A 25,886-nucleotide genomic window follows, 5' to 3' on the forward strand; every position below is an offset into this window, starting at 1 on the left:
ACATGGCAGTCAATTCCCGCCCAGCCCACCCTGTGATCCTGGGACAGAACCAGTACGGCAAGGCCGAGAACCGAGTCGTCAAGATCACGCGGGACGGCGCCACCCACCACATCAAGGACCTGAACGTGTCCGTCGCGCTGAGCGGCGACATGGACGAGGTCCACTACTCCGGCTCGAACGCCAACGTCCTGCCGACCGACACCACCAAGAACACGGTGTTCGCGTTCGCCAAGGAGCACGGCATCGAGTCGGCCGAGCAGTTCGGCATCCACCTGGCCCGGCACTTCGTGACCAGCCAGGAGCCGATCAAGACCGCCCGGATCCGCATCGAGGAGTACACCTGGGAGCGGATCGCGGCGTCCGACGCCAACTCGCAGTTCATCGGCGCGGACGAGGTCAAGCACTCGTTCGTCAGGAAGGGCCAGGAGACCCGGCTGACGCAGGTCACCTACGACGGCTCGTCGTGGGAGGTCGTCTCCGGACTCAAGGACCTGACGGTGATGAACTCGACCAACTCCGAGTTCTGGGGCTACGTCAAGGACAAGTACACGACGCTGCAGGAGGCGTACGACCGCATCCTGGCCACGTCGGTCTCGGCCCGCTGGCGGTTCAACTGGACCGACGACGAGCAGAAGATGCCCAACTGGGAGAAGTCCTACGAGCAGAGCAGGAAGCACATGCTCCAGGCCTTCGCCGAGACGTACTCGCTCTCGCTGCAGCAGACCCTGTACCAAATGGGTTCGCGCATCATCAACAATCGCAGTGAGATCGACGAGGTCCGCTTCTCGCTGCCGAACAAGCACCACTTCCTCGTCGACCTGGAGCCCTTCGGGCTGAAGAACGCCACCGAAGACGGTGCCGTGTACTTCGCCGCCGACCGCCCCTACGGACTGATCGAGGGGACCGTCCTGCGGGACGGCTGCGAGCCGAAGATCCCGGTGGACCTCACCAACCTCTGACCATCCCTTCCGCGGCACCCTCGGCCGGGGAGCCCGCCTCCCCGGCCGCGGCACTCAAAACTCCCAGGGTCCTGCCGTGCCCTCTCCGCAAAGTCCATTGAGCGAAAAGGACGACATCATGGCAGCAGCCCAGCGCATCGTCATCGAGAACTGTTCGATCGCGACGGTCGACGCAGACGACACCGAGTACGCGAGCGGGTACGTCGTCATCGCCGGCAACCGCATCGAGTCCCTCGGCGCGGGCGCGGCCCCCGAGGGCCTGGAGAACGTCGTACGCCGCATCGACGCCTCCGGCCATCTGGTGACCCCCGGCCTGGTCAACACCCACCACCACTTCTACCAGTGGATCACCCGGGGCCTGGCCACCGACCACAACCTCTTCGACTGGCTCGTCGCGCTGTACCCGACCTGGGCGCGCATCGACGAGCCGATGGTCTACGCCGCGGCACAGGGCTCGCTGGGCATGATGGCCCGCGGTGGTGTCACGACCGCGATGGACCACCACTACGTCTTCCCGAAGGACTCCGGCGACCTGTCCGGCGCGATCATCCGGGCCGCCCGCGAGATGGGCGTCCGCTTCACCCTCGCCCGCGGGTCCATGGACCGCAGCGAGAAGGACGGCGGCCTGCCCCCGGACTTCGCCGTCGAGACCCTCGAAGGCGCCCTCGCCGCGACCGAGGCCACCGTCAACGAGCACCACGACGCCTCCTTCGACGCGATGATCCAGGTGGCCGTGGCCCCCTGCTCGCCGTTCTCCGTCTCCACCGAACTCATGCGTGAAGGCGCCGAGTTGGCCCGCCGCCTCGGTGTGCGCCTGCACACCCACGGCTCGGAGACCGTCGAGGAGGAGCAGTTCTGCAAGGAACTGTTCGGCATGGGCCCGACCGACTACTTCGAGTCCACCGGCTGGCTCGGCGAGGACGTGTGGATGGCGCACTGCGTCCACATGAACGACTCCGACATCGCCGCCTTCGCCCGTACGAGGACGGGCGTAGCCCACTGCCCGTCCTCCAACGCCCGGCTGGCCGCGGGGATCGCACGGGTCCCCGACATGCTGGCGGCCGGCGTCCCGGTCGGCCTCGGTGTCGACGGCACCGCCTCCAACGAGTCCGGCGAACTGCACACCGAACTGCGCAACGCCCTGCTCATCAACCGCCTCGGTGCGCACCGGGAAGCGGCGCTCAACGCCCGCCAGGCGCTGCGCCTCGGCACCTACGGCGGCGCCCAGGTCCTGGGCCGCTCCGCCGAGATCGGCTCCCTGGAGCCGGGCAAGCTGGCCGACCTGGTGCTGTGGAAGCTGGACACCCTCGCCCACGCCTCCATCGCCGACCCGGTCACCGCGCTCGTCTTCGGCGCCGCCGCCCCGGTCACCGCGTCCTTCGTGAACGGCCGCCAGATCGTCGGGGCCGGCCGTCTGCTGCACGTCGACGAGGACGCCGTCGCCCGCTCCACACGGCACGAGGCCCGGCGTCTGGCGCAGCTCGCCGCGCAGTAACGCCCTTCTCCGCAGCGGCACTTGGTCTCCGGCCGGGAGGGACGGCTCCCGGTCGGTAGCTGTGGACCCCAGCAAGGGTCCACGGCGGCCGTCTCCGGGGCGCGCACCGATGTGCGCACCCCGGAACGGTCACCGTTCCCCTCCCCGTGAACGGCCCGTCCGGGTCCCGCACGACCACACGCACCACCTCCATGAAACCCACGTCAGAGCCGACGTGTCACCCGCCCGGAGGAGCCGCCGTGTCCGTTACCCACCCGCTCGACGAGACCCATCCCGTCGACGAGAGACTCCCCGCCCTCAAGATGGCGACCACCGGGCTGCAGCATGTGGCCGCCATGTACGCGGGAGTCGTCGCCCCGCCGCTGATCGTCGGGGCCGCCATCGGCCTCTCCGCCACCGACCTCACCTTCCTCACCGGCGCCTGCCTCTTCACCGCGGGCCTCGCCACCTTCCTGCAGACCCTCGGCATCTGGAAGATCGGCGCCCGGCTGCCCTTCGTCAACGGCGTCACCTTCGCCGGCGTCGCCCCCATGACCGCGGTCGTCGCCGCCACCAAGGACAAGTCCGACGCGCTGCCCATCATCTTCGGCGCCGTGATCGTCGCGGGACTGCTCGGCTTCCTCGCCGCGCCGTTCTTCAGCAAGGCGGTCCGCTTCTTCCCGCCGGTCGTCACCGGCAGCGTCATCACACTCATAGGTGTGTCCCTGCTGCCGGTCGCCTTCGGCTGGGCGCAGGGACCCGACCCGACGGCGCACGACTACGGTTCGGCGACCAGCCTGGGCCTGGCAGCCGCGACCCTCGTGCTCGTGCTGCTGCTTCGCCGCTTCACCCGCGGCTTCGTCAAACAGATCGCCGTCCTGCTCGGCCTGGTCGTCGGCACACTCGTCGCGATCCCCTTCGGCGCCACGGACTTCTCACCGGTGGCGGACGCGGACCTGATCGGCTTCCCGACACCGTTCCACTTCGGCGCACCGCAGTTCCAGCTCGCCGCGATCCTGTCGCTGTGCGTGGTGATGGTGGTCTCCATGACCGAATCGACCGCGGACATGCTCGCCCTCGGCGAGATCGTCGAACGCCCCGCCGACCAGAGGACCATCGCCGCGGGCCTGCGCGCCGACACCCTCGGCTCCGCCCTCAGCCCCCTCTTCAACGGCTTCATGTGCAGCGCCTTCGCCCAGAACATCGGCCTCGTCGCGATGACCCGCATCCGCAGCCGGTACGTCGTCGCCACCGGCGGTGGATTCCTCGTCCTGATGGGCCTGTGCCCGATGGCCGCCTCGCTCATCGCCGTCGTACCGCGCCCGGTGCTCGGCGGCGCGGGCGTGGTCCTCTTCGGCTCGGTCGCGGCCAGCGGCATCCAGACCCTCGTCAAGGCCGGCCTCGACAAGGACGACAACGTCCTGATCGTCGCCGTCTCACTGGCCGTCGGCCTCATCCCGATCACCGCGCCGGACCTCTACCACGCCTTCCCCCAGACGGCGAGGATCGTCCTGGACTCGGGCATCTCGACCGGCTGTGTGGCGGCGGTGGCACTCAACCTGCTCTTCCACCACCTCGGCAGGAGCAGCGACGCACAGGACGTCACCCACCCCATGGAGGCCGTCCCCTCTCATTCGAGCCCGTAACCGTCCCCGGACACCCCGACCCGGCTCACGTCACCGTGGGCCGGGGTGTCGTCTCCCGTGTGGGGGCGGGGGGCCGCGGATACTGTGAGCCGACGGGGAACACGGGGGAGAGTGTCATGAACGAGTCGGGGCGGGTCGAGGCCTTCAGCGACGGGGTGTTCGCCATCGCCATCACCCTGCTCATCCTGGAGATCAAGGTCCCGGAAGTGGGCGAACACGGCGGCCTGTGGCACGCGCTCGGCGCGCAATGGCCTTCGTACGCCGCCTATGTGGTGAGCTTTCTGGTCATCGGCATCATGTGGATCAACCACCACCAGCTCTTCAGCTACGTCGCCCATGTCGACCGTACGCTGATGTTCCTGAACCTGCTGGTCCTGATGGTGGTGGCCGCGGTGCCCTGGCCGACCGCGATGCTCGCGGAGTATCTGCGCGAGGACGCGGCCTCGCATGTGGCGGCGGCCGTCTACAGCCTGGTCATGGTCCTGATGGCGCTCACCTTCCAGGCCCTGTGGTGGCATCTGACCCGCACCGGCCACCTTTTCGACGGCCGCGTCGACGTCCCCGCCGCCAGGGCCACCCGCCTCCGCTTCGCCCTGGGCACCCTGGCGTACCCGGTCACGGTCGGCCTCGCCTTCGTCTCGGCCCCGCTCACCCTGGCCGCCCACGGCCTGCTCGCCCTGTACTACGGCTTCAACCAGGTACCCGTGCCGACCCGTCAGGACCCCGCCAGTTCATGAGGTTGGCGAGCAGTTCGGCCTGCTCGACCGCGTCGTCCAGGGCATGGTGCGCGTGCCGCCGCCGCGACAGCAGATGGTCCGCGCGAGCGGGCTGGAGTGGACGGTCCTGCGTCCTTCCGCCTTCGCCTCCAACACGCTGACCTGGGCCCAGGCCGTCCGGGAGGGCGCCCCCGCGCCCAACATGATGGGTGACGGGCGACAGGGCGTCGTCGACCCGCGGGATGTGTCCGAGACTGCCGTGGCCGCGCTGCTCGACCCGCGGCATGCGGGACACACGTACACCCTGACCGGGCCCGAGACCCTCAGCGCCCGCGAACAGGCCGCCGTCCTCGGTGAGATCCTCGGCCGGCCGGTCCCGCTGCGCGACCTCTCGCCTCAGGAGCGCCGCGCCCAGCTGCTCGCCGCCGGACTGAGCGAGACCTACGCGGACGGCCTCATGGTCACGGCCCGGTTCATCCACGAGGGCGGCAACGACGTCGTCACCGAGGACGCCCGGAAGGTGCTGGGGCGGCGGCCGCGGACGTACCGGGAGTGGGCCGAGGACCACAAGGGTGTGTTCGCCGGGGCCTGACGCCGGGGCGGCGGAGCCCGCAGCGCCGTGAACCGGAGCGCGCTCTCAGAAACCGAACAGGCTCGGCTCCGTCGCCAGCTCCGCGAAGTACTTGTGCGGTTCGGGGACCAGCCGGCGCTCCTTGAGGTCCATCAGGCCGCCGACCGCCGTGATCTCGGCCGCCACTGTGCCGTCGGTCTTGCGGATCGTCTGTTCCATGCGGAACGTCTTGCCCTGGCCCCAGGTGAAACCGCACGTCACCTCGACCTCGTCGCCCGCGATCAGCTCGCGCCGGTAGCGGATGGTGGTCTCCAGGGCCACGGGGCCGACGCCCTTGCCGATGAGCCCCGCCTGGCTGATCCCGGCGGCCCGCAGGAACGACCAGCGGGCGTGCTCCGCGTAGTTGAGGTACACGCTCTGGTTGAGGTGGCCCTGGACGTCCGTCTCGTACCCGCGGACGGTCACCGGAACGGAAAACGGTTCGCTCACTGCGTCCCCTTCTCGCACTCGATTTCTCGCACTCGATCGTTCGGGCGCGTATGCGATGCCTGGTCCGCCGATCTTGGCATGACCTTCATGCCCGTCGTGGGGATGCCAGCAGATAGCGCGCTCTCGTCCTCGGCTCGGTGTGCTCGCCGACCTGCCATCCCGCGTCGTGCAGCGTGGCCGCGCAGGCCCGCAGCGCCGCGGGGTCGGGCTCGTGCACGGCGACCGCCTCGGGCTGCGGCGTCCCGCGCACCCGGTAGCCCGCCGGATCCGGGCCGGCCGGACGGTGGCCGGCCGCCTCCAGGGCAAGCGCCGCGGCCGGCACCAGATGCGTGCGCTCCCAGCCGCACGGCCGGTCCGTGGCGCCGTCCGGATTGGTCATACGGCGCAGCTCCAGCAACCCCTGCCAGGCGCTGCGCACCTCGCGCGTGCGGGCGGGACCGGTGCCTGGCGGCTCCTGTTCACCGCCGACGCGCGCGGTGAACACACCGCCGCCGGCGGCCGGCGGTTCGGGCTCGGGCGGCGGCCCCGGCTCGGCGGCCTCCCGTATCCGGTGCCCGGCCGGCGTCAGGAAGTGGTCGTGCGGCGGCCGCGGATGCCGGAAGGCCAACCCCCACTTCACCAGCGCCGCCAGCTGCGTCTGCGTACCCCTCAGCCGCCCGCTGACGGGGTCGGCGGCATCGATCACACGCCGTTGGGCGGCGGTCGGCGGTCGCGTCACGGCATGCTCCTTCCGCCCTCGTGGCCTGTGGTCCCACCTGCTGGAAAGGCTACGACGCGGGTCTGACAACGCCGCCGGTGACTGCCAGGCCTGCCCAGGACTCAGGCGCCGGGCCGCACGTTCCAGCCCGCGATGACCGGCCGGCCGTGCTCGGTGCCCAGCCGGCACACCGTCCCCGTCGCCAGCTGGAACAGCGCCCCGCCCGACGGCGGCAGCCCCAGCCACCGGGCCGTCAGCACCCGCAGGACATGACCGTGCGCCACGAGCACCACGCTGCCCTCGGTGTTGGCGAACGCGGCGTCGACCTTGGCGAGGATGCGGTCCGCGCGTTCGCCGACCTGCTCGGGCGTCTCCCCGGGATGCTCCGGCGGCCCGGGCTCGACCCCGTCCCGGAACAGGAACCAGTCCGGGCGGGTGCGCTGGATCTCCACCGTCGTGATGCCCTCGTAGCCGCCGTAGTCCCACTCCCGCAGATCCGGGTCGAGCCGCACCTCGCGCAGCCCGATCAGCTCCGCCGTCTCGCGGGCCCGCTGCAACGGACTGACGAACGCGGCCCCGATCCGGTGCGAGCGGATCAGCGGCACCAGCTGCCGTGCCTCCTGGCGGCCGCGGTCGGTCAGCGGGATGTCGCTCCAGCCGGTGTGCCGACCGGACCGCGACCACTCGGTCTCACCGTGCCGGACGAGAAACAGGTCACTCATGCGTCAGAGGCTACGAGGCCGCGGCTCCGATCCGGCGCACTCACGCGCCCCCGGCCACGACGCAGCGTCCGCTCAGGCCACCTGGCGCCCCGGCGCGAGCTGTTGCTCCAGCGCGCGTTCGCACTCCGTCAGCGGCACGTCGGGGCGCAGGCGTTCGGGGTGCCAGGGCGGGACGTCCGCGGGCGTAGGGATCAGGTCGGCCGCCGGTATGCACACATACATGCGTCCCGCCGCGACCAGCGCGCCGTAGATCGCCTTCAGCACGCGCACGGTCCTCGTCGTCCTCATCGCTCCCGGCCCTTCACGAGGTCCCCGCCGCCGCCAGACGCGGGGCGGAGACGGTGGGCGTGTCCTGGCGGCCGACGTCCGCGGAGCCGCTCCACGTCCACAGGCCGGACAGCGCGACCAGGTCGGGGACGTGTCCCTCGGTCCACAGCCTGGCCGCCGCGGTGAGCACCGACTGACGGTCGGCCTCCGCCGTGCCCGGGCGGCCCGGGAGCAGCGGTATCGCGGCGCTGGCGCCCAGCCGGACCGCACGGTGCCGGCGGGCGAAGGCGGTGAGCGTCTGCCGCGGGCCCGCCTCGATCAGCAGCATGTCGTCCGCGGCGAGCAGCGACTCCAGGGCCTGCTTGAAATACACCGTGTCGGTGATCTGCCGGGCCCAGAAGCGGGGGCTGAGCGCCTCGTCGGGGCCCAGCAGTTCCCCCGTGTATCCGGAGTAGAGCGGCAGCGTCGGCTCCCGCAGCGGAATGTCGCGGTACGCGGCCTCCACGGCCTCGGACGCGGGTGCCATGGCGGGGGAGTGGAAGGGGCTGGTGGCCGGCACGGTGACAACGGTCAGACCGTCGGCCCGCAGCCGCTCGGCGATCTCGGCGAGCGGCTCGGCGGAACCCGCCAGCATGGTCTGCTGGTTGGCGTTCACCGCGGCGATCGCCACGTCGTCGCGGAGATAGGGGCGCAGCCGCCGTTCGTCCGCGGCGACCGCGAGCATGCCGCCCGCCGGGATCTTGACGGCCTGGCGGACACGTTCGAGGACCATGGCGACGGCATCGGGCAGGGCGACGGCACCGGCGATGGTCGCGGCGACCAGCTCACCCGCGCTGTGGCCCAGCACCGCGGCGGGTCGCACCCCCCAGCCGATGACCATGCGGCCGAGGGCGTAGTCGACCGCGAAGAGCAGCGGCTGCGCCCGGCGTACGTCGTCGACGGGGATCAGGGGGCGGCCCCGGGTGAGCCAGTCCGCGCGGATCCGCGGGCCTTCGTCGCCCATGTGGGACAGGGCCGCGTCGAAGGCTGCGGTGAAGACCGGCTCGCGCCGGTACAGTCCGGCTGCCATGGCGTGGTGCTGCGAGCCCTGCCCCGGGAAGAGCAGGGCGACCGACCTGGGATTGCGTACGGTGACCGGCTTGGCCTTGTGCACCGCGGAGGCTGACAGCGCGGCGACCGTGACGACGGCGCCGCGCACCGGGCCGGGTGCGGAGCCGCACGGCACCATGGTGGGCAGCGCCGGGAACCCCTCGTGGTGCAGGCCCGAGAGCAGCGGCAGCAGTTCGCCGCGCACCCGCTCTTCGTCCCGCTCGTCCCGGCCCGACCACAGCAGCAGCCGGTGATGTGCCGGATCGGTGGCGCGGTGACCGTGCCGCAGGGCCTTCAGCGGCGGTGACGCGTCGGGACCGGCCGGGCCGGCGAGATCGAGAACGCCGATCACGGTGTCGCCGTCGGCCACGGCCTCCGCGGCCCGCCTGAGCGCGTACACGGTGATGGTCCCGGGCTCGGGCTCGTCGAATCCGGCGACGAGCGCGAAGTCCGCGACGCCGCTCAGGAGTTCCTCGTGCGCGAGGCGCAGGGCGCGGCCCGGTGCCGACGCCGTCCGCACCGCGAAGCCCTCGTGTTCGGGGGCGAGCCCCGGGTCCGGGGCGTGCGCACCGACGTACACGACCGTCCGTACGGGCAGGTCCCGCGGGGCGCGGCCGAAGGCGCGCAGCACCGCGGAGACCGCGGCGGCCGACGCCGGCACCGGCGCCCTGTCCTCTCCGGCGGGCCCCGGACAGACCATCAGCCTCCGGATCACCGCGCTGTCAGCTGTCAGCGGCATGGATACCTCCTCGTGGGCCGCGAGCCGCGGCCGGTGGGGCCAGGTCCCGAAGGAACCAGGGGGAGTGGGGGGACCAGTGGGGGCAGGGAAGGGCACCGGCGGGCCGGGCGAAGAGGGCGGGCCGCCCCCGCGGCGGGGGATCCGGAAGTCGGGGCGGCCCGCCGGCCGGCTCAGGCCGCGGTGCCCTGGCCGGAGTTGATGAGCTCGAGCAGCGCGCGCGGCGTCTCGGCGTCGACGATCGCGTCGTCGGGGACGCTGATGCCGTAGGTGCGCTGTATCTCGCCGATGACCTGCAGCAGAGCGAGCGAGTCGTAGCCCAGTTCAAGGAAGGGGGTGTCGAGGACGTCGCCGTCCAGGTCGATGCCCTCCTCCTCGCCGGCACTCTCGCGCAGCATCCGGGTCAGGTCGGCCAGGGTGACGGTGGTGGTCGTGGTGGTGGTCACGGTGGGTCCTCCGTTGGGTGATGTGAGTGGTGCCTGACTCAGGTGGTGTGAGTGGTCGTCACACGGTGGTGATCACGCCGTCGTGATCACGCCGTGGTGGTCACGCGGCGCGGCGTACGACGAGCGCCGCGTTGAAGCCGCCGTGGCCCCGCGCGAGCACCAGGGCGCTGCGCAGGTCCGCCTCCCGGGGAGCCCCGGTGACCAGGTCGATCGCGTAGTCCGCGGCGGCCTCGACGACGTGGGCGGTGGGCGGGATCACCCCGTCGCGCAGGGCGAGCAGGGCGGTGGCCGCGTCGAGGGCGGCACCGCCGGCGAGCAGCCGCCCGGTCATCGACTTGGGGGCGGTCACCGGCACGGCGCGCGGACCGAACACGGCCGCCAGGGCCTCGGCCTCGGCCCGGTCCAGGTCCGGGACGCCGGCCGCGTCGGCGAAGACGACGTCGATGTCCGCGGGGGTGAGCCCCGCGTCGGCGACTGCGATGCGGGCGGCCCTGGCCAGGCCTGGCGGGCGGCCCGAACCGGGAGCCGGGTCGAGAGTGGCGGCGTACCCGGCGATCTCACCGTAGACATGGGCCGAGCCGCGCTCGCGGGCGGCCGCCAGGTCCTCGGCGACCAGGATCGCCCCGCCCTCGCCCGGCACGTATCCGCTCGCCTCGGTGGAGAAGGGCAGGAAGGCGCGGGCCGGGTCCGGCTCGGTGCTCATCAGGCCGGAGGCGAGCTGCGGCACCCAGCCCCAGGGGCAGATGCCCGCGTCGACACCTCCGGAGACCACCGCCTGGAAGCCACGGCGGACATGGCGGCGGGCCTGGCCGATCGCGTCGATGCCGCCGGCCTGCTCGGTGAGCAGCACACCGCTCGGACCGCGCAGCTTGTGCCGGATGGAGATCTGGCCGGTGTTGACGGCGTAGAACCAGGCGAAGGACTGATACGCGCTGACGTGCTCCTTGCCCTTGCTCCACAGGTTCTGCAGCTCGCGCTGGCCGAACTCGACGGCGCCGCCGGACGCCGAGGTGACCACGCCCATGCCGTACTCGGGCAGTTCGCCGGTGTCGAGGCCGGCGTCCTCCAGGGCCCATTCCGCGGCGGCCAGGGCGAGCCGGGTCATGTGGTCTGTCTGCGGCATGAGCCGGCTGGGGATGTGCTCCTCGGCGACGAATCCCGGCACCTCGCCGGCCAGCCGGGCCGGATACTGCGAGGCGTCGAAGCGGGTGACCGGGCCGATGCCCGACTCGCCGGCCAGTGTCGCCTTCCAGTAGTCCTCGGTGCCCAGGCCGTTGGGCGCGACGACGCCGAGTCCGGTCACCACGGTGGAGGTGGTCATGCGATGCTCCTCTCCGGTCGCGCGAGGACCATCGCGCTCTGGAAGCCGCCGAAGCCGCTTCCCACGCTGAGAACGACGTCCGGCCTCTTCTCCCGTGCCGTCAACGGGATGTAGTCGAGATCGAGTTCGGGATCCGGTTCGTGCAGGTTCGCGGTGGGCGGCAGCACACCGTGTTCCATGGCGAGGGCGCAGGCGACGATCTCCAGTGAGCCGATCGCGCCGAGCGAGTGCCCGATCATCGACTTGATGGAGCTGACCGGGGTCCGGTACGCGTGCTCCCCGAGGCTGCGCTTGAACGCACCCGTCTCGTGGCGGTCGTTCATCTTGGTGCCCGAGCCGTGCGCGTTGATGTAGCCGATCGTGGTCGGATCCAGCCGGGCCTCGGTGAGGGCGGCGTCGATGGCCTCCGACATCTCCCGGCCGTCCGGCTTCAGCCCGGTCATGTGGAACGCGTTGCAGCGCTGGGCGAAGCCCGCGATCTCGGCGTAGATGTGCGCGCCCCGGCGCCGCGCGCTCTCCAGCTCCTCCAGGACCAGGACGGCCGCGCCCTCACCGAGCACCAGACCGCTGCGGGTCCGGTCGAAGGGGCGGCAGGCGCTCTCCGGGATTTCGTTGCGCGGGGTGGTGGCGTGGATGGCGTCGAAGCAGGCGGAGGTGATCGGGGAGATCGGGGCCTCGGTCGCGCCGGCGATCATCACGTCGCAGGTGCCCTCGCGGATCAGTTCCACCGCGTGGCCGAGCGAGTCCAGGCCGGAGGTGCAGCCGGTGGAGACGACGGCGGCGGGCCCCTCCGCCCCCGCCGCCCGGCCCACTTCGGCGGCCATCGAACTGGGTACGAAGTGCCGGTACAGCTCGGGGACCGCGTACTCGTGGTCGACGAGCCACTTGCGGCCGCCGTCGCTGACCACCGCGTACTCGCGTTCCAGGCTGGTGGTGCAGCCGACCGCGCTGCCCAGGGAGGTGCCGATCCGGCCAGGGTCGAGGGCCGAGGCGTCCAGGCCGCTGTCGGCGAGCGCCTCACGGGTGGAGACCACCGCGAACTGGGCGGCCCGGTCGAGGCGTCGGGCCTCCTGCTGGGAGAGCCCGGCAGCCAGTGGGTCGAAGTCGCACTCGGCGGCGACCCGGGAGCGGAACTGGGAGGGGTCGTAGAAGGAGATGGTGCGGGTTGCGGTACGGCCCGCGGTGAGCAGGTCCCAGTACTCCTTGACGCCGATCCCGCCAGGGGCCACGGCGCCCAGTCCGGTGATGGCAACTCGACGCATCATCTACCTCGCCTTCGACGGGGCGGGGTGCTTCGCGCACTCCCTGCCGGATGGAACTGTGCGGGCCACTGTCGATCCCTTCGTCCGGAGCACTGGGGTGTTGCGGTGGCCGGGGCGCGCTGGGTTGGGTTCTCGCCCCGGCCGACCGGCCCGAACGGCCGCCCGCTCGTGACGGGCCGCCGTATCCGGTAATCCCATGGAACGTGCAGGTCCTCGACGGCCGCTCGGGTCCGCGTGGACCTGCGGCGACGGCCCGTCAGGTGGGGACGTTGCCATGCTTGCGAGCAGGTATTTCGGCCTTTTTTCCGCGCAGCATCGCCAGCGAGCGGATCAGCACGGAGCGGGTCTCGGCCGGCTCGATGACGTCGTCCACCAGGCCGCGTTCGGCGGCGTAGTAGGGGTGCATCAGCTCGGTGCGGTACTCCTTGATGCGTTGCGCGCGTACCGCTTCGGGATCGTCGGCCGCGTTGATCTCCCGGCGGAAGATGACGTTGGCGGCGCCCTCGGCGCCCATCACGGCGATCTCGTTGGTCGGCCAGGCGAAGGACAGGTCGCAGCCGATGGAGCGGGAGTCCATGACGATGTAGGCGCCGCCGTACGCCTTGCGCAGCACCACGGAGATCCGGGGCACGGTGGCGTTGCAGTACGCGTACAGCAGCTTCGCCCCGTGCCGGATGATCCCGTTGTGCTCCTGGTCGACGCCCGGCAGGAAGCCCGGAACGTCGACCAGGGTGACCAGCGGGATGTTGAACGCGTCGCAGGTCGACACGAAGCGGGCGGCCTTCTCGCTGGCGTGGATGTCGAGCACGCCGGCGAGCACGGCGGGCTGGTTGGCGACGATGCCCACGGGGTGCCCGTCGAGGCGGGCGAGCGCGCACACCACGTTGCGTGCCCACGCCTCGTGGACCTCGAAGTACTCGCCGTCGTCGACGACTTCCCCGATGACGTCGCGGATGTCGTACGAGCGCCCCGGCTCGGCCGGCACGAGGTCGCACAAAGCCTCCGTGCGCCGGTCCGCGGGGTCGCCGGACGGCGCCGCGGGCGGCAGCTCCCGGTTGTTGGACGGCAGCAGCGAGATCAGGAACCGTACGTCCTCAAGGCACTCGGTCTCGTCGTCGTACGCGAAGTGGCAGACACCGGAGACCGTCGAGTGCGGCTCGGCGCCGCCCAGGCCGTTGTGCGTGATCCTCTCGCCGGTGACCGCCTGCACCACGTCGGGCCCGGTGATGAACATCTGGGCGGTCTCGCGCACCATGAACACGAAGTCGGTGAGCGCGGGCGAGTAGGCGGCGCCCCCGGCGCACGGGCCGAGCATCACGCTGATCTGCGGGATGACCCCGGAGGCCGCCACGTTGCGGCAGAAGATGCCGCCGTAGCCGGCGAGCGCGGTGACGCCTTCCTGGATGCGGGCACCGGCGCCGTCGTTGAGCGACACCAGCGGCGCTCCGGCCGACTGCGCGAGGTCCATCACCTTGTGCACCTTGGCGGCGTGGGCCTCACCGAGCGCTCCCGCGAAGACCCGGAAGTCGTGGGCGTAGGCGAAGACGGTGCGGCCGTGGACCAGGCCCCAGCCGATGACCACGCCGTCGCCGTGCGGCTTCCTGTCCTCAAGGCCGAACCCGGTGGCGCGGTGCCTGCGCAGCGGTTCGATCTCGGTGAAGGTGCCCTCGTCGAAGAGGACCACCAGCCGTTCGTGGGCGGTGAGTTTGTTCTTCGCGTGCTGCCGCCGGGTGGCCTCGGGATCGGGGCCGCGGCCCGCTTCCTCTTTGATGCGGCGCAGTTCCGCGGCGGCTCGTCGCAGGTCAGGGGCGGCTGTGGGGACCGTGAGGTCGTCGAGGATCGTCATCGGCCGAACGTAGGACCGGCGACTCGAACGCGGGTCGAGACACCGCCGGGGCCGGCCGGTGGCCGGGTCAGCCGGCGGCGGAGGAGGGCACCTGGCGGTGCACCTCCAGGTCCAGCGCGGGGTCCGCGGCGAGGATCGACTGGTGCAGCCGCCGCAGCCGGGACGACGGTTCGATGCCGAGCTCCTCGACGAGCGAACCGCGCAGCCGCTGGTAGGCCTCCAGGGCCCGCCACGCGTTGTTGGAGCGGTGCAGCGCGGTCATCAGATGGGCGCAGAAGTTCTCGTGCATGGGGTGCCTGGCCACCAGGACGCGCAGTTCGGGCACGATCTCCGCGTGCCGGCCGAGATACAGGTCGGCCTCGATGCGCCGCTCCAGGGCCGCCATCCGGTCCTCCTCGAGCCGCAGGGACTCCAGTTCGAGCACACTGCCCAGGCGTACGTCCACCAGGGCGGGCCCCTGCCACAACGCCAGGGCCCTGCGCAGGAGTTCGGCGGCGGTGCGGTGGTCGCCCGCCTCGTGCGCGTCGCGCCCGGAGGCACACAGCTGCTCGAATTCCTGTACGTCGATCTGTCCCGGCTGCACCTCAAGGAGGTAGCCCCCGTGCTGGGTGACCAGGATGTCCTTGGGCCGGCGGGTCGCGTCGCCCTCCAGGGCGGCCGCGATTTTGCGCCGCAGCTGCAGGATGTACGTCTGCAGGGTGGTGGCGGCGCTGCGCGGTATGTCCTCGCCCCAGATCTCCTCCATCAGCGTCGGCACGGTGACGACGCGTCCGGTCTGCAGGGCGAGCAGGGCGAGAATCTGCCGCGGTTTCGCGGCGGTCGGCACGACCGACACTCCGTTCAGTTCGGCCGTGAGTCGCCCCAGTATCTTGATGTCCATGTGATCACTCTCCCGTCTCGCACGGGCGGTGCCGCCCCCGTGTCGCCTGGGCGGTGCCGTCGGCCGCGGGCCGCGGTCGTCGCCTCCCGAGCATGCCAAGAGCCTGGCAGGGGCCGGGTTCCAGCCACAGTGCGCGACTCATGAAGAGACCTATGAAAATGTCATAGCGCGATGGTGAGCCCGGCACTGTGCGCTTGAGAAGAGCGCCCTCCAGAATTCGGTGTCGCGGGATACGCCGAACGAATTCCCGATTCGCAGCGCCACTCAACACACTCAGGACTCTGGAGGGTTCCATGAGCACGTTGATCACGCCCGCCCCGGCCCGTCGGGCCCGTGCAACCTCACAGGACCACCGCATCGCACTCCTCACGGCCCGTGCGGGACTCGAACCGGAACTGGCCGCGCGTTACCTCGCCGACCCGGTGTCGGTCCTCGCGGAGTTCGGGGTCGTGGCGGCGGAGCCGGTGTACCTGGCGGCAGCCGGGGGGGAAACGTTTGTGCTTGAGGACCTGGACCGGCCGGACACATCCATCAGCTACGACAGCTGGTTCACCGGACAGGAGCACTCCGCCGCCGGCTCGGGGACTCCCGCCGCATGAGCGGATCCCCCATGCCCTCCGCGGCACGGCAGGTGGGGTTCAAGCCCCACCTGCGCGTCGAGGTCGTCGGTGGAGAGGCCGTGTATCTGCTGTCGGAGCGCGGTACGACCGCGCTGCACGGCCCGCACGTCGAGGCCCTCGCCCCGCTGCTCGACGGGACCCGGACCCTGGAGGCCGTCTTCCTGGAGGCCGCCGGCGTGGTCGACGCGTCGGCGGCGGGCCGGACGATCGCCGCGCTCGCGGAGGCCGAACTCATCGGCTACCGCGCCCCGTCGGCGGATGCCGCCGCGGAGGCCTACTGGGAACTCGCGGGCCTGAGCGGTACGGGCGCCCAGGCGGCCCTGGACAGCACTCCGGTGCAGGTCCTCGTGCTGGGCCGGACGGACCCCGGCCCCGTCCGCCAGGAGTGCCGCGCCTCCGGCCTGACCCTGGCCGACGAGGAGACGTCCGCCGCGTTCACGCTGGTCGTGTGCGAGGACTACCTCGACCCGGCACTGGCCGACGTGGACGCACAGCACCGGGCCGCGGGCCGGCCCTGGCTGCTCGCCAGGCCGTGTGGCGTAGAGGCCTGGGTGGGCCCCGTGTTCGGCACTCCTGAGCGGGCCTGCTGGTCCTGCCTGGCACACCGGCTGCGCGGGCACCGCGCCACGCAGGCGCCGGTGCAGCGGGTGCTCGGGCTGCCGGGTCCGGTGCCGCTGCCGCGCGCCTACCTGGCGTCCGTACGGGCGCTGGGGCTGCAGAGCGCCGTCCTGGAGGCGATGAAGTGGGTCGCCGGGATGCGCCAGGACGAGCAGAGCGCCCTGTGCACTCTGGACACCCGCACCCTGCGCACCCGCCACCACCCGGTGACCCGGCGCCCCCAGTGCCCCGAGTGCGGCGATCCCGGTCTGGTGGCGGCGAGCGTGCGGCGCCCGGTGACCTTCGCCTCCCGTCTGAAGTCGGCCACGGCCGGCGGCGGCGACAGGGCCCTGTCGCCCGACGCCGTGCTCTCCCGCTACCGGCATCTCGTCGATCCGCTCACCGGTGTGGTGCCCGAGGTACGGCCCGCCTCCGGCACCCCCGACGGCCTCAACCGCTATGTCTCAGGGCGCAATCACGCCCTGCGCGCCGACACGCTCGCCGGGCTGCGGCACGGGCTGCGCAGCCACAGCGGCGGCAAGGGGACCACCCCGGTCGAGGCCGAGGCCGGCGCCTTGTGCGAGGCGGTCGAGCGCTACAGCGCGACCCGGCACGGGGACGAGCCCGTCGTCGTCGGCACACTCGCCGGGCTGGGCGACAGCGCGCTGCACCCCAACTCCTGCCAGCTGTACGCCGACCGGCAGTTCGCTGAGCGGGAGCACTGGAACCGCTCGGCCGCCGCGTTCCAGCAGGTTCCGCCGCCTTTCGATCCGCACGCGCCCACGGAGTGGACCCCCGTGTGGTCGATGACGGCCGGCACCCACCGGCTGCTGCCCACCTCGATGCTCTACTTCGGCGCCGCCCCGGGCAGACGGCCGTCCGCGCCGTGGGCGGACTCCAACGGCAACGCGGCCGGCAGCAGTCTGGAGGACGCGGCGCTCCAGGGGTTCCTGGAGGTGGTCGAGCGCGACGCGGTCGCCCTGTGGTGGTACAACCGCAGCCGGCTGCCCGGCGTCGACCTGGACGCCTTCGACGAACCCTGGCTCGGTCAGGTCCGCGCCGCATACGGCAGGTTGCGCCGCGATCTGTGGGTGCTGGACCTGACCGCCGACTTCGGCATCCCCGTCATGGCGGCCGTCTCCTGCTGCAACGACGGGACGGCGCAGCAGATCTGCTTCGGGTTCGGCGCCCACTTCGACCCGCGTACGGCACTGCGCCGCGCGGTGACCGAGATGGCGCAGCTGCTCCCACCACCGGGCGTGGACACGCGGGCGGACGGTGAATTCGCCTCCCTCCACCCGGAGCTGGCCTCCTGGTGGTCCCTGGCGACCACCCGGAATCAGCCATATCTCGTCCCGGACCCTGCCGAGTCTCCCCGTACACCCGCAAGTTACGTGTGCGAACCGAGAAACGACCTGCTCAGCGACCTCATGGTGGCCCAGGACCTGGTGCGCGGCCGTGGCATGGAACTGCTCGTCCTCGATCAGACTCGGCCTGACGTGCGGCTTCCCGTGGTCAAGGTGATCGTCCCCGGGATGCGTCACTTCTGGGCCAGGTTCGCCCCCGGACGACTCTATGAGGTTCCTGTGACCCTCGGTCGCAAACCGCACGAGACAGGTCACCGCGACCTCAACCCCATTCCTTTGTTCGTGTGAATCCGGCCGATTACAGCCACCGGTGGCCCGATCCCGCTGTGAGCCCTACCATGCGATTCGCCATGTCCCCGGGGTAGGAGGTCACGATGCCGGACGCTTTCCGTGGAACGGAAAGTACCGAGGGTGCCGCGAGCTCCCCGCCGGCACCGATCCACCTGGCCATGGCCCCCCGCCTCGCCCGCACCATCGTTCTGCTCGTGCTGACCTGTTACTGCTTCATCGTCATCCTCAACGTGCTCAACACGGGCGGGGCGAGCGCCTCCAGGATGACCGTCTGCACCGGTGTCGTCCTGCTCGAGTTCGGGGTGCAGTTCGCCCTCGCCCTGCCCGCCGCACGCGCATGGCCGCTGCGGCGGCGGCTCGTCACCCTGGGCGTGCAGGCCGTGCTGACCTATCTGCCCGCCGCCTGGTTCGGACTCGACTGGGGCAGCATGCAGGGGCCGCTCGCCGCGACCATCCTGCTCACCCTGCCCAACCCCGTGGCCTGGCCGGTGTTCGGGGCCGTCGTGGCGGCCGCCCCGCTGTACCCGTTACTGAAGGGCTCGGGCGTCCTCTACAGCGGCTACGTGTTCATCTCCGTCACGCTGGCGGGCCTCGTCATCTACGGCCTGACCCGGCTGACCGACCTCGTCCGCGAACTGCACGACACCCGCGAGCGGTTGGCACGCATGGCCGTGACCCAGGAACGGCTGCGCTTCGCACGGGATCTGCACGACCTGCTCGGATACAGCCTGTCCACCGTCACGCTCAAGGGCGAGCTGGTCAGCCGGCTGATCCCCGTCCGCCCGGAACAGGCCGCCGAGGAGACCACGTCCCTGCTCCTCGTCGCCCGCCAGGCACTCGCCGACGTCCGTCTCGTCTCCCGTGGCTACCGGGACATGTCGCTGTGCGAGGAGGCGGAGTCCGCGGCGAAGGTCCTGGTGTCGGCCGAGGTCCGCGTCGAGGTCGACATGCGCGTCGAGCGGCTGCACCCGGTGGTCGACACGGTGCTCGCGACGGCCCTGCGGGAAGGAGTCACCAACATCCTCCGCCACAGCAAGGCCGAGGTATGTACCATCAGGGCCACCAGCGGGACGGAAACGGTTCTGCTCACGCTGGTCAACGACGGGGTCACCGACGGGGGGAAGGCTGACGCGCGTTCGTGTGGTGGGAGCGGTCTGGGCAACCTCCGGACCCGGCTCACCGAGATCGGCGGAGAACTGACGGCCGGCGTCGACGAGGACGGCCTGTTCCGCCTCGACGCACGGGCACCGCTCCAACCGCATCAGGGGGAGGCCGGCCACACCACGGCCGGCGCGCCCGGCACCGAGAGAGCCGCGGCCTGATCAGGCCCTGATCAGACGAGACACCGCTACCTGGGGGAGGTAACAGGTGCTGTCCATCAACATCCTTCTCGCCGAGGATGTGCACATGATTCGCGGCGCTCTGGTCGCGCTGCTGCAACTCGAGCCCGATCTGCGGGTCATCGCCTCCGTGGAACGGGGCGACACGATCGTCAGCACGGCACTCGAGGTCCGGCCCGACGTCGCGGTGATCGACGTCGACCTGCCGGGGATGGACGGTCTGACGGCCGCCGCCGAACTGCACGAACAGCTCCCCAGTTGCCGCTCCCTCATCCTCACCAGCCTGGGCAAGCCCGGCACCCTGCGCCGCGCCATGTCGGCCCATGTGTCGGGCTTCCTGCTGAAGGACTCCCCGCCCGACCAACTCGCCTCCGCCGTACGCTCGGTGGCGAGGGGTGGACGTGTCGTGGACCCCCAGCTCGCACTGACGGCCTGGGACTACCCCGACAATCCGCTCTCCCGCCGGGAGACTGAGGTGCTACGGCTCGCGGCCCGGGGTGCCGACGCCGCCGAGATCGCCGGATGCCTCTATCTGACCAAGGGAACCGTCCGCAACTACCTCACCTCGATCGTCGGCAAGCTCGGTGCCCGCAACCGCGTCGACGCCATCCGTATCGCCGAGGAGGCCGGCTGGATTCCCTGAGCCGGCCCGGCCGGGCCCGGCCCCCAGGAGCGCGTCCAGCAGGCCCTCGTCCAGCGTCGTACCCACCGAGACGTCCGCCAGCTCCCCGAACCCGGCGTCGTACACCGCCACGCTCACTACATGGCGGCCGCCCACGTCGAAGGTCCCGAACGTCCATCCGTCGTCCTCGGTGGCCGTGCCGTCGGGACGTACCAGACGGGCGCCGGACGACTCGTGCAGCGCGAAGCCGAACTCGGTGAAACGGAACCTGAGGCCCTGCCCGAGTGCCTTGCTGTAGGCCTCCTTGAGGGTCCACAGCCGCACCATCGTCTCGTTGCGGGCGCCCTCGCCGCCCCGGTCGAGATGCCTCTTCTCGAACGGAGTGCAGGCCTGTGCCTCGGAGCCGGTATGTGCCAGACGGCGGTCGGCGCGCTCCACGTCGACCCCGATCCGGCCCCTGCGGGTGACGCCGACGACCATCGTCTCGTCGGTGTGACTCAGGCTGATGTCGATCTGGTCCAGGCCGCGCACATAGGGGCGCCCACCCGGCTGATACGCCAGGTCCACCATCTGCGGCTGGGTGCGCAGGGCCGCCGCGGCGGTGTAGCGCACGAAGAGCCGGGAGGCGAGGAAGCGCTCCCGCATCCCGGCCCTGCCGAGTTTCTCGTAGCGGATCCAGTCACGGCCGAGGAGGGCGCGCAGCTGTTCCGCGCCGGCGTCCGGCTGCCAGCCGGGCATCCTGCCGTACACCAGGACGCTGCCGCTGCGCACGAGTTCGTCGCGCACCCGCTCCCAGGGGCCGTCCGGTCCCGGCGCCTCGATCGGACGGCTGATCGGTGTCATCGGGTTCACGCCCCGGCCAGCGCCGCCGCCAGCGGTCCGGCGTCGAGCGCGGAGATCACCCCGGCCAGGTCCACCGCGTCGCTCTCCGGACCGCGGCACACCGCCAGGCAGGTCGGCCCGTCGTTGCCGCCCATCCGGCGCAGGAACGGGGTGAGGACCACCCGTGGGCCGATCTCCACCACATGGGTCGGGGTCTGCTGCGCGAGCATCGCCCGGGCGGCGTCGGCGAAACGTACGGGGGAGGTGATCTGCTCGCTCCAGTACGGCCCGTACAGCGGTTCGGTGGTCAGCCTGCCGTACACGGTGGAGTAGAACGGCACCCGGGCCGGACCGCCGGCGACCCGGTGGGCGACCGCGTCGAACCTCGGCACCATGGGCGCCATCAGAGGCGAGTGGAAGGGGTGGGTCACCGTCAGATGGCGGCAGGCGATGCCCCGGCCCTCCAACTGCTCCTGGATGCGTTCGAGCCCCGCGCGGTCCCCGGAGAGCACGGTGGCCTTGGCGGCGTTGATGGCGCTGATGCCGACGCCGGGCTCGGCCGCGACCAGCTCGGCCGCCTCGAACGGGGCGGCGCAGGTGGCCATCATGCCGCCGCCGGAGGGCAGGTACTGCATGAAGGCGCCGCGCAGCGCGACCAGCTTGGCGGCGTCGGGCAGCGACAGGGCGCCGGCGACGGCGGCCGCCGCGAACTCCCCGATGCCATGGCCCAGTACGGCGACCGGGGTCACGCCCTCGTCCCGGAGGGTCTGCGCGAGGGCGTACTCGACGGCGAACAGCGCCGGCTGGGTGAACGCGGTCTGGTGGATGCGCGGGTCGTTGCCCAGGATCAGCTCCACCACGGACGTCCCGGTGTAGGGCAGCAACTCGGCGGCGGCCTCGGCGAGATGGGCGCGATAGCCGGTGCAGTCCCGGTAGAGCCCGGAGGTCATACCCGGGTGCTGGGAGCCCTGACCGGTGAACGCGAAGGCCGCCCTGACGAGGCCGCCGCCCGCCGGACGCGGGTCGCGGTGCGCCATGTACCGGGCCAGCTCGCGCACCGTGGGGTAGGCCGCGATGTCGGTGGGGTCGATCAGCGGCCCGAACTCCTCCTCGATGTCGCCGTACAGGCTGAGCGTGGCCACCGAGTCGAGTCCGTACTCGTGGAAGGGCACGCTCTCGTCCATCGGCACACCGAGATAGTGGGTGAGCCGCTCCGTGAGCCATTCGCGGTGGGCCACGTCGAACGAGTCGTCGTGCGCGTCGTCGTGCTGTGGTTCGGGCATGGTCGGTGCTCCATCTCGGGCGCGGGTGGATACCTCCGCCGGCGGGAAGGGGGTCCTCGTGGCGGCGCTACTCGGGCACTTGGCCGGTGCGGTGGGACAGCGTGCCGGGCGGCGTGGGGGCGTGCCCGGCCTTCCCCGGGGTCGCTCGGGCGAGTGCGGAGCCGTACAGGTCGTAGCTGCGGTGGTCGTGCAGACGGTCCAGGGCCTCCGCGAGCACGCGCTGTTCGCAGGCTGCGACCGAGTCGGGCAGGGACAGGCCGAGGCGGCGGCCCAGGCGGTGGAGCACCGCGGACGGCCAGGCCGGATCGGCCAGGAAGGTGTCGGTGCCGGCCAGCGCCTGTTCGCGCCAGACCCCCAGACAGCCGGCCGCCGCCAGGACCATGGTGTAGCGGTCGGCGAGCGCGAAGTTGCGCGGGCTGCCCAACGCCCCGCGGTCGCCGGGGTCGATCTCGCCGAACGCCTCGGCCAGATCGGCCAGTTCACCGGTGAAGGCCTGCGCCAGCGAGCGCAGCAGGGGCCAGTCCCCGCGCCCCGGGACGGTGAGGTCGGCCGACTCCAGCCACTCGGTGCACGCGATGAGGGTCGCGGCCAGCGGATCGCTGTCGCCGAGCAGGGACAGGCGCGGCAGATCGAGCGGCGGCAGATCCTCCTGAGGCCTGAACAGCGCGGCGGGCGCCTCCTCCTCGGCGAACCAGCTGTGCCGGGCGAAGTGCGGCAGCTGCGGCAGGATGCTGACCTGCCGGCCCGCGCTGCCGGCGTGGCCCAGCGAGGTGACGGGCAGGTCGCGCAGCTGCTTCTGGAACATGCCGTACGTCCCGCTCACCGCGAAGCTCTCCTCGCCGAGCACCGCCGACATCGCGTCCATCGACTCGGCGGCCAGCCGCGGCGCCAGATAGGCGGCCGACGCCGCGTACACGCTCATCTGCCGCGGCAGCAGATGCAGCGACCGGGTGGCGACCAGGGCGAGACAGTCGATGAGCAGCAGATCGAGGAATGCCCCCGTCAGCACGTCGCGCACATGCCGTACGTCGAGCGAGGAACGGCCGTCGTTCCGGGGCCGGGTGGCGAAGGTGGCCACGGTCCGCAGCGCGGTGTCGACGCCCGCGAGCACGATCGACGGGATGAGACCGCGGATCATCAGGGAGGACCGCAGCGACAGTTCGTAGCCGTCGCCGACCCCGCCGACCACGGCGCTGTCGGGCACGATGCAGTCGGTGAACGCCAGACCGCCGAACTCGGCGCTGCGCATACCGGTGGTGGAGTGCCGTTCGAGGTCGGTGATCCGGTCGGCGGGCAGGGCGGCGCGGTCGAGCACCAGCACCGAGTGGCTGCGGCCCCCGCCCGGGGCGTCCGACGTACGGGCGAAGACGACCAGGCCCCGGGAGCGCGCCGCGTTGGCGATCGCCGTCTTGCTGCCGTTCACGGACAGGCCCCCGGCGACGGGACGGGCGGTCAGCTCGTCGCGGACGAAGTCGTTGCCGTGCGCCACCTCGTGTCGTGCGACGGCGACCCGGTCGCCGCCCAGCAGCAGCCCGGCGACGAAGCGCTGCTGCTCGACGGTGCCCGCGGTCCACACCGGTACTGCGGCGAAGAAGCAGCTGAGGCCGTGGCCGAAGGCGACGGAGGCGTCCCGGCGGAACAGCGGGCGCAGCAGGCGGCCGAGGACGTCCATGCGCCGTAGGCGGCCGCCGAGTTCCTCCGGTACGAACTCGGAGTTGAAGGCGAACGCGTCCAGGACCTGTTCGGCGCCGGCGAGCTGTTCGCCTGCGGCGTCGGCGGCGAGGAGGGCCGCGCCGCCCAGGGGGTTCTCGGGGTCGTCGAGAGGGCCGAAGGAGGCTTCCAGGGCGTCGATGCGGGAGCGCTCCGCGGGGGGTGCCGCGGTGGGGCGTCGGGCGTCCGCGCCTTCGCCGGGGCTGGTCGCGCCCCGCGGCGGAGCCGCATATCGATACAGCCCCGCGCCGCTTTGGGGCGCTGTCATCGCAGTCCCCTTTCCGGCGCAGGCCGCCCTACGAGTCGGGCGACCTCCGGGTCGACCCACTGGTGCAGGGCGGTGAGTTCGCCGTTGAGGAACATGCGGCGCATGGCGGCGCGTTCGAGCTTGCCGCTGGTGGTGCGGCGGACCGTGCCGGGGCGTACCAGAAGCACCCCGCCCGCGGACACGTCGTACTGGTCGTGGAGCCGGCGCTGGACGCTGGAGGTGAGTGCGGCCAGATCGACGCCGTAGCGGCTGCGCGCCCGCAACTCCTGTACGACGACGACGCGTTCGCGTTCGCCGGGCACCCCGAACGCGGTGCCGGAGCCGAACAGGGCGCTGACCTCGCGCACCGTGCGCTCCAGGTCCTGCGGGTAGAGGTTGCGGCCCGCCACCACGATCATGTCCTTGATCCGGCCGGTCACACAGAGCCGCCCGTCGACGAGGGTGCCGAGGTCCCCGGTGCGCAGATAGCCGCCCTCGCCGTCCTTGATCCGCCCGCCGAAGGCGTCGGCGCTCTCCCTGGGCCTCGCCCAGTAGCCGCGGGAGACCGTCTCGCCGCGCACCCAGATCTCCCCGACCAGGCCGTCGTCGAGCGGCTCCTGGGTGTCCGGATCGACGATCCGCACCTCGGCACCGGTGGCCCGGCCGCAGGACACGACCTCGGCCACCGCCCCCGCGGCCCCCGGCGGCACGGGCAGCTTGTGGGTGTCGAACCCCCGGGCGGAGCGGTCGCCGCAGACCAGCAGCGTCGCCTCGGCCAGGCCGTAGCAGGGCACGAGCGCCTCGGGGCGCAGTCCCGCGGGGGCGAAGCGTTCACGAAAGGCCCGCAGGGTGGCGGCGTTCACGGGTTCGCCGCCACTGACGGCGACCTGCCAGCCGGACAGGTCGAGGCCGGCGAGCTGGCTGTCGTTGACACGGCGCACGCACAGGTCGTACGCGAAGTCGGGGGCGCCGCTGACGGTGAGTCCGTAGCGCGAGATGGTCTCCAGCCAGTGTGCCGGGCGCTTGACGAAGGCGACGGGGGAGAGCAGGACGGCGGTGCCGCCGAGCCACAGGGCGTGCAGCAACTGCCCGACCAGGCCCATGTCGTGGTGCAGCGGCAGCCAGCCGCCGATCCTGGCGCCCGGTACGGTGCCGAGCGCCTCGTGGATCGCGCGGTGGTTGGCGAGCAGCGCCCGGTGCGTCACGATCACGCCGCGCGGCTCGCGCGTCGAGCCCGAGGTGTACTGCAGGAACGCCACGTCGTCGGGTTCCTGCCGCGGCGGCTGCCACGGTTCGCCGTCGTCCGCGACGTCGGCGTCCATGACGTCGGCGTCGGTGGGGACGCACGTGATGTCCCCGTGTCCGGTGCGCGCCATCAGCTGGGTGACGTCGGGGGCTTCGGCGAGCGAGGTCAGCACACAGCCGGCGGCGGCGTCCTTGGCGATGCCCGCGATGCGCTCGTCGTGCCGGCCCAGGTCGCCGGGCGGCGCGGCGGGCACCGCGATCACGCCCGCGTACAGACAGGCCAGAAACGCGATGCCGAACAGTTTGCGCGAGGTGTGCAGGATCAGTACGCGCTCGCCCGGTGCCGCGTGACGCCCGATCCGGACGGCCACGATGCGCGCCGCCCGGTCGAGTTCGGCGTAGGAGAGAGTCTCGGGCCGCAGTGCTCCGTCCCACTCGGTGAGGAGGATCAGCGCCTCACGGTCGGGTGACTCGGCGACCCTGCCGCGCACGATGTCGGTGAATGTCCGATGGCCGGTCAACGCCCTCCCCTTTCGCTGTCGGGTTCCGCTGTCGGGTTCTGCTGTCGGATTCCGGTGTCGATTCCGCTGTTGTTGTCGGTTGTGTGTCGGTGACATGTGG

At 71.8% G+C, this 25,886-nt stretch carries 22 protein-coding genes and 1 pseudogene; 9 read left to right on the top strand and 14 right to left on the bottom strand.

Annotation, left to right across the window (positions count from 1 at the left end; all coding sequences use genetic code 11):
* Positions 1-2: 2 nt before the first annotated feature.
* From pucL to OOK07_RS34910, 5 genes are all read left to right on the top strand, one after another.
* Positions 3-959: a factor-independent urate hydroxylase gene (pucL, locus tag OOK07_RS34890; RefSeq protein WP_266800457.1), complete on the top strand. Its 957-nt coding sequence runs from the start codon at positions 3-5 to the stop codon at positions 957-959.
* A 118-nt stretch (positions 960-1,077) separates the two neighbouring features.
* Positions 1,078-2,454 carry an 8-oxoguanine deaminase gene (locus OOK07_RS34895; RefSeq protein ID WP_266685789.1) on the top strand — a complete coding sequence of 459 codons (1,377 nt, stop codon included), beginning with the start codon at positions 1,078-1,080 and terminating at the stop codon, positions 2,452-2,454.
* 191 nt (positions 2,455-2,645) lie between these two features.
* Positions 2,646-4,079 carry a nucleobase:cation symporter-2 family protein gene (locus tag OOK07_RS34900; RefSeq protein WP_266800458.1) on the top strand — a complete coding sequence of 478 codons (1,434 nt, stop codon included), beginning with the start codon at positions 2,646-2,648 and terminating at the stop codon, positions 4,077-4,079.
* Positions 4,080-4,195: 116 nt separating this feature from the next.
* Positions 4,196-4,816 (top strand): TMEM175 family protein, encoded by a 621-nt coding sequence (locus tag OOK07_RS34905; RefSeq protein ID WP_266685791.1) that lies wholly within the window; start codon positions 4,196-4,198, stop codon positions 4,814-4,816.
* Between the two features lie 43 nt (positions 4,817-4,859).
* Entirely contained in the window at positions 4,860-5,387 is a 528-nt protein-coding gene (locus OOK07_RS34910; protein WP_323178143.1) for a Rossmann-fold NAD(P)-binding domain-containing protein, read from the top strand.
* Between the two features lie 45 nt (positions 5,388-5,432).
* Here OOK07_RS34910 and OOK07_RS34915 read toward each other — a convergent pair whose 3' ends face one another.
* The 10 genes from OOK07_RS34915 to OOK07_RS34960 form a co-directional block, all read right to left on the bottom strand.
* A complete protein-coding gene (locus tag OOK07_RS34915; protein ID WP_266685793.1) occupies positions 5,433-5,855 on the bottom strand; it encodes an acyl-CoA thioesterase in 423 nt (140 codons plus the stop codon).
* 85 nt (positions 5,856-5,940) lie between these two features.
* Positions 5,941-6,573 (bottom strand): hypothetical protein, encoded by a 633-nt coding sequence (locus tag OOK07_RS34920; RefSeq protein WP_266685794.1) that lies wholly within the window; start codon positions 6,571-6,573, stop codon positions 5,941-5,943.
* A 101-nt stretch (positions 6,574-6,674) separates the two neighbouring features.
* Positions 6,675-7,274, bottom strand: a complete 600-nt coding sequence (locus OOK07_RS34925; RefSeq protein WP_266685796.1) for a histidine phosphatase family protein — start codon at positions 7,272-7,274, stop codon at positions 6,675-6,677.
* Positions 7,275-7,346: 72 nt separating this feature from the next.
* Positions 7,347-7,562: a DUF6059 family protein gene (locus OOK07_RS34930; protein ID WP_266685797.1), complete on the bottom strand. Its 216-nt coding sequence runs from the start codon at positions 7,560-7,562 to the stop codon at positions 7,347-7,349.
* 13 nt (positions 7,563-7,575) lie between these two features.
* Complete coding sequence (locus OOK07_RS34935) at positions 7,576-9,369, bottom strand: acyltransferase domain-containing protein (protein ID WP_266800462.1); 1,794 nt, start codon at positions 9,367-9,369, stop codon at positions 7,576-7,578.
* A 170-nt stretch (positions 9,370-9,539) separates the two neighbouring features.
* Positions 9,540-9,764 carry an acyl carrier protein gene (locus tag OOK07_RS34940; protein ID WP_266531677.1) on the bottom strand — a complete coding sequence of 75 codons (225 nt, stop codon included), beginning with the start codon at positions 9,762-9,764 and terminating at the stop codon, positions 9,540-9,542.
* 148 nt (positions 9,765-9,912) lie between these two features.
* Positions 9,913-11,133 (bottom strand): ketosynthase chain-length factor, encoded by a 1,221-nt coding sequence (locus tag OOK07_RS34945; protein WP_266800464.1) that lies wholly within the window; start codon positions 11,131-11,133, stop codon positions 9,913-9,915.
* Positions 11,130-12,395 carry a beta-ketoacyl-[acyl-carrier-protein] synthase family protein gene (locus OOK07_RS34950; RefSeq protein ID WP_323183047.1) on the bottom strand — a complete coding sequence of 422 codons (1,266 nt, stop codon included), beginning with the start codon at positions 12,393-12,395 and terminating at the stop codon, positions 11,130-11,132. The genes OOK07_RS34945 and OOK07_RS34950 overlap by 4 nt, the downstream gene beginning before the upstream one ends.
* Before the next feature lie 256 nt (positions 12,396-12,651).
* Positions 12,652-14,241, bottom strand: coding sequence for an acyl-CoA carboxylase subunit beta (locus tag OOK07_RS34955; protein WP_266685802.1), 1,590 nt, complete (start codon positions 14,239-14,241; stop codon positions 12,652-12,654).
* A 67-nt stretch (positions 14,242-14,308) separates the two neighbouring features.
* The gene (locus tag OOK07_RS34960) at positions 14,309-15,121 is read right to left on the bottom strand and encodes an AfsR/SARP family transcriptional regulator (RefSeq protein WP_266685803.1); all 813 of its coding nucleotides are present in this window, start codon (positions 15,119-15,121) and stop codon (positions 14,309-14,311) included.
* 293 nt (positions 15,122-15,414) lie between these two features.
* Here OOK07_RS34960 and OOK07_RS34965 point away from each other — a divergent pair, with 293 nt between their 5' ends.
* The 4 genes and pseudogenes from OOK07_RS34965 to OOK07_RS34980 all read left to right on the top strand — a co-directional run.
* The gene (locus tag OOK07_RS34965) at positions 15,415-15,720 is read left to right on the top strand and encodes a hypothetical protein (RefSeq protein WP_266685804.1); all 306 of its coding nucleotides are present in this window, start codon (positions 15,415-15,417) and stop codon (positions 15,718-15,720) included.
* Complete coding sequence (locus OOK07_RS34970; RefSeq protein ID WP_266685806.1) at positions 15,717-17,993, top strand: TOMM precursor leader peptide-binding protein; 2,277 nt, start codon at positions 15,717-15,719, stop codon at positions 17,991-17,993. The genes OOK07_RS34965 and OOK07_RS34970 overlap by 4 nt, the downstream gene beginning before the upstream one ends.
* Before the next feature lie 161 nt (positions 17,994-18,154).
* Entirely contained in the window at positions 18,155-19,318 is a 1,164-nt protein-coding gene (locus OOK07_RS34975) for a sensor histidine kinase (protein ID WP_266685807.1), read from the top strand.
* Positions 19,319-19,364: 46 nt separating this feature from the next.
* Positions 19,365-19,895 (top strand): annotated as a pseudogene (locus OOK07_RS34980) (response regulator); the annotation flags it as partial.
* Here the strand turns inward: OOK07_RS34980 and OOK07_RS43330 are convergent.
* The 4 genes from OOK07_RS43330 to OOK07_RS35000 all read right to left on the bottom strand — a co-directional run bounded on the left by OOK07_RS43330 (position 19,815) and on the right by OOK07_RS35000 (position 25,786).
* Complete coding sequence (locus OOK07_RS43330; RefSeq protein WP_524540329.1) at positions 19,815-20,801, bottom strand: 4'-phosphopantetheinyl transferase family protein; 987 nt, start codon at positions 20,799-20,801, stop codon at positions 19,815-19,817. The pseudogene OOK07_RS34980 and the gene OOK07_RS43330 sit on opposite strands and share 81 nt — an antisense overlap.
* A gap of 5 nt (positions 20,802-20,806) precedes the next feature.
* The gene (locus tag OOK07_RS34990; RefSeq protein ID WP_266800469.1) at positions 20,807-22,063 is read right to left on the bottom strand and encodes an acyltransferase domain-containing protein; all 1,257 of its coding nucleotides are present in this window, start codon (positions 22,061-22,063) and stop codon (positions 20,807-20,809) included.
* 67 nt (positions 22,064-22,130) lie between these two features.
* Positions 22,131-24,041, bottom strand: coding sequence for an acyl-CoA dehydrogenase family protein (locus OOK07_RS34995; RefSeq protein WP_266800471.1), 1,911 nt, complete (start codon positions 24,039-24,041; stop codon positions 22,131-22,133).
* Positions 24,038-25,786, bottom strand: a complete 1,749-nt coding sequence (locus OOK07_RS35000) for a fatty acyl-AMP ligase (protein ID WP_266800473.1) — start codon at positions 25,784-25,786, stop codon at positions 24,038-24,040. Before OOK07_RS35000 ends, OOK07_RS34995 begins: the two co-directional genes overlap by 4 nt.
* Positions 25,787-25,886 lie beyond the last annotated feature (100 nt).

The sequence above is a fragment of the Streptomyces sp. NBC_00078 genome (genome assembly GCF_026343335.1).
Classification (GTDB): domain Bacteria; phylum Actinomycetota; class Actinomycetes; order Streptomycetales; family Streptomycetaceae; genus Streptomyces.

What these genes read in the sequence shown, in the direction of transcription:
- pucL (WP_266800457.1), top strand. Translation starts at nt 3, where the DNA reads ATGGCAGTCAATTCCCGCCCAGCCCACCCTGTGATCCTGGGACAGAAC.
- OOK07_RS34895 (WP_266685789.1), top strand. Translation starts at nt 1,078, where the DNA reads ATGGCAGCAGCCCAGCGCATCGTCATCGAGAACTGTTCGATCGCGACG.
- OOK07_RS34900 (WP_266800458.1), top strand. Translation starts at nt 2,646, where the DNA reads ATGAAACCCACGTCAGAGCCGACGTGTCACCCGCCCGGAGGAGCCGCC.
- OOK07_RS34905 (WP_266685791.1), top strand. Translation starts at nt 4,196, where the DNA reads ATGAACGAGTCGGGGCGGGTCGAGGCCTTCAGCGACGGGGTGTTCGCC.
- OOK07_RS34910 (WP_323178143.1), top strand. Translation starts at nt 4,860, where the DNA reads ATGGTGCGCGTGCCGCCGCCGCGACAGCAGATGGTCCGCGCGAGCGGG.
- OOK07_RS34925 (WP_266685796.1), bottom strand. Translation starts at nt 7,274, where the DNA reads ATGAGTGACCTGTTTCTCGTCCGGCACGGTGAGACCGAGTGGTCGCGG.
- OOK07_RS34930 (WP_266685797.1), bottom strand. Translation starts at nt 7,562, where the DNA reads ATGAGGACGACGAGGACCGTGCGCGTGCTGAAGGCGATCTACGGCGCG.
- OOK07_RS34935 (WP_266800462.1), bottom strand. Translation starts at nt 9,369, where the DNA reads ATGCCGCTGACAGCTGACAGCGCGGTGATCCGGAGGCTGATGGTCTGT.
- OOK07_RS34940 (WP_266531677.1), bottom strand. Translation starts at nt 9,764, where the DNA reads ATGCTGCGCGAGAGTGCCGGCGAGGAGGAGGGCATCGACCTGGACGGC.
- OOK07_RS34945 (WP_266800464.1), bottom strand. Translation starts at nt 11,133, where the DNA reads ATGACCACCTCCACCGTGGTGACCGGACTCGGCGTCGTCGCGCCCAAC.
- OOK07_RS34950 (WP_323183047.1), bottom strand. Translation starts at nt 12,395, where the DNA reads ATGCGTCGAGTTGCCATCACCGGACTGGGCGCCGTGGCCCCTGGCGGG.
- OOK07_RS34955 (WP_266685802.1), bottom strand. Translation starts at nt 14,241, where the DNA reads ATGACGATCCTCGACGACCTCACGGTCCCCACAGCCGCCCCTGACCTG.
- OOK07_RS34960 (WP_266685803.1), bottom strand. Translation starts at nt 15,121, where the DNA reads ATGGACATCAAGATACTGGGGCGACTCACGGCCGAACTGAACGGAGTG.
- OOK07_RS34965 (WP_266685804.1), top strand. Translation starts at nt 15,415, where the DNA reads ATGAGCACGTTGATCACGCCCGCCCCGGCCCGTCGGGCCCGTGCAACC.
- OOK07_RS34970 (WP_266685806.1), top strand. Translation starts at nt 15,717, where the DNA reads ATGAGCGGATCCCCCATGCCCTCCGCGGCACGGCAGGTGGGGTTCAAG.
- OOK07_RS34975 (WP_266685807.1), top strand. Translation starts at nt 18,155, where the DNA reads ATGGCCCCCCGCCTCGCCCGCACCATCGTTCTGCTCGTGCTGACCTGT.
- OOK07_RS43330 (WP_524540329.1), bottom strand. Translation starts at nt 20,801, where the DNA reads ATGACACCGATCAGCCGTCCGATCGAGGCGCCGGGACCGGACGGCCCC.
- OOK07_RS34990 (WP_266800469.1), bottom strand. Translation starts at nt 22,063, where the DNA reads ATGCCCGAACCACAGCACGACGACGCGCACGACGACTCGTTCGACGTG.
- OOK07_RS34995 (WP_266800471.1), bottom strand. Translation starts at nt 24,041, where the DNA reads ATGACAGCGCCCCAAAGCGGCGCGGGGCTGTATCGATATGCGGCTCCG.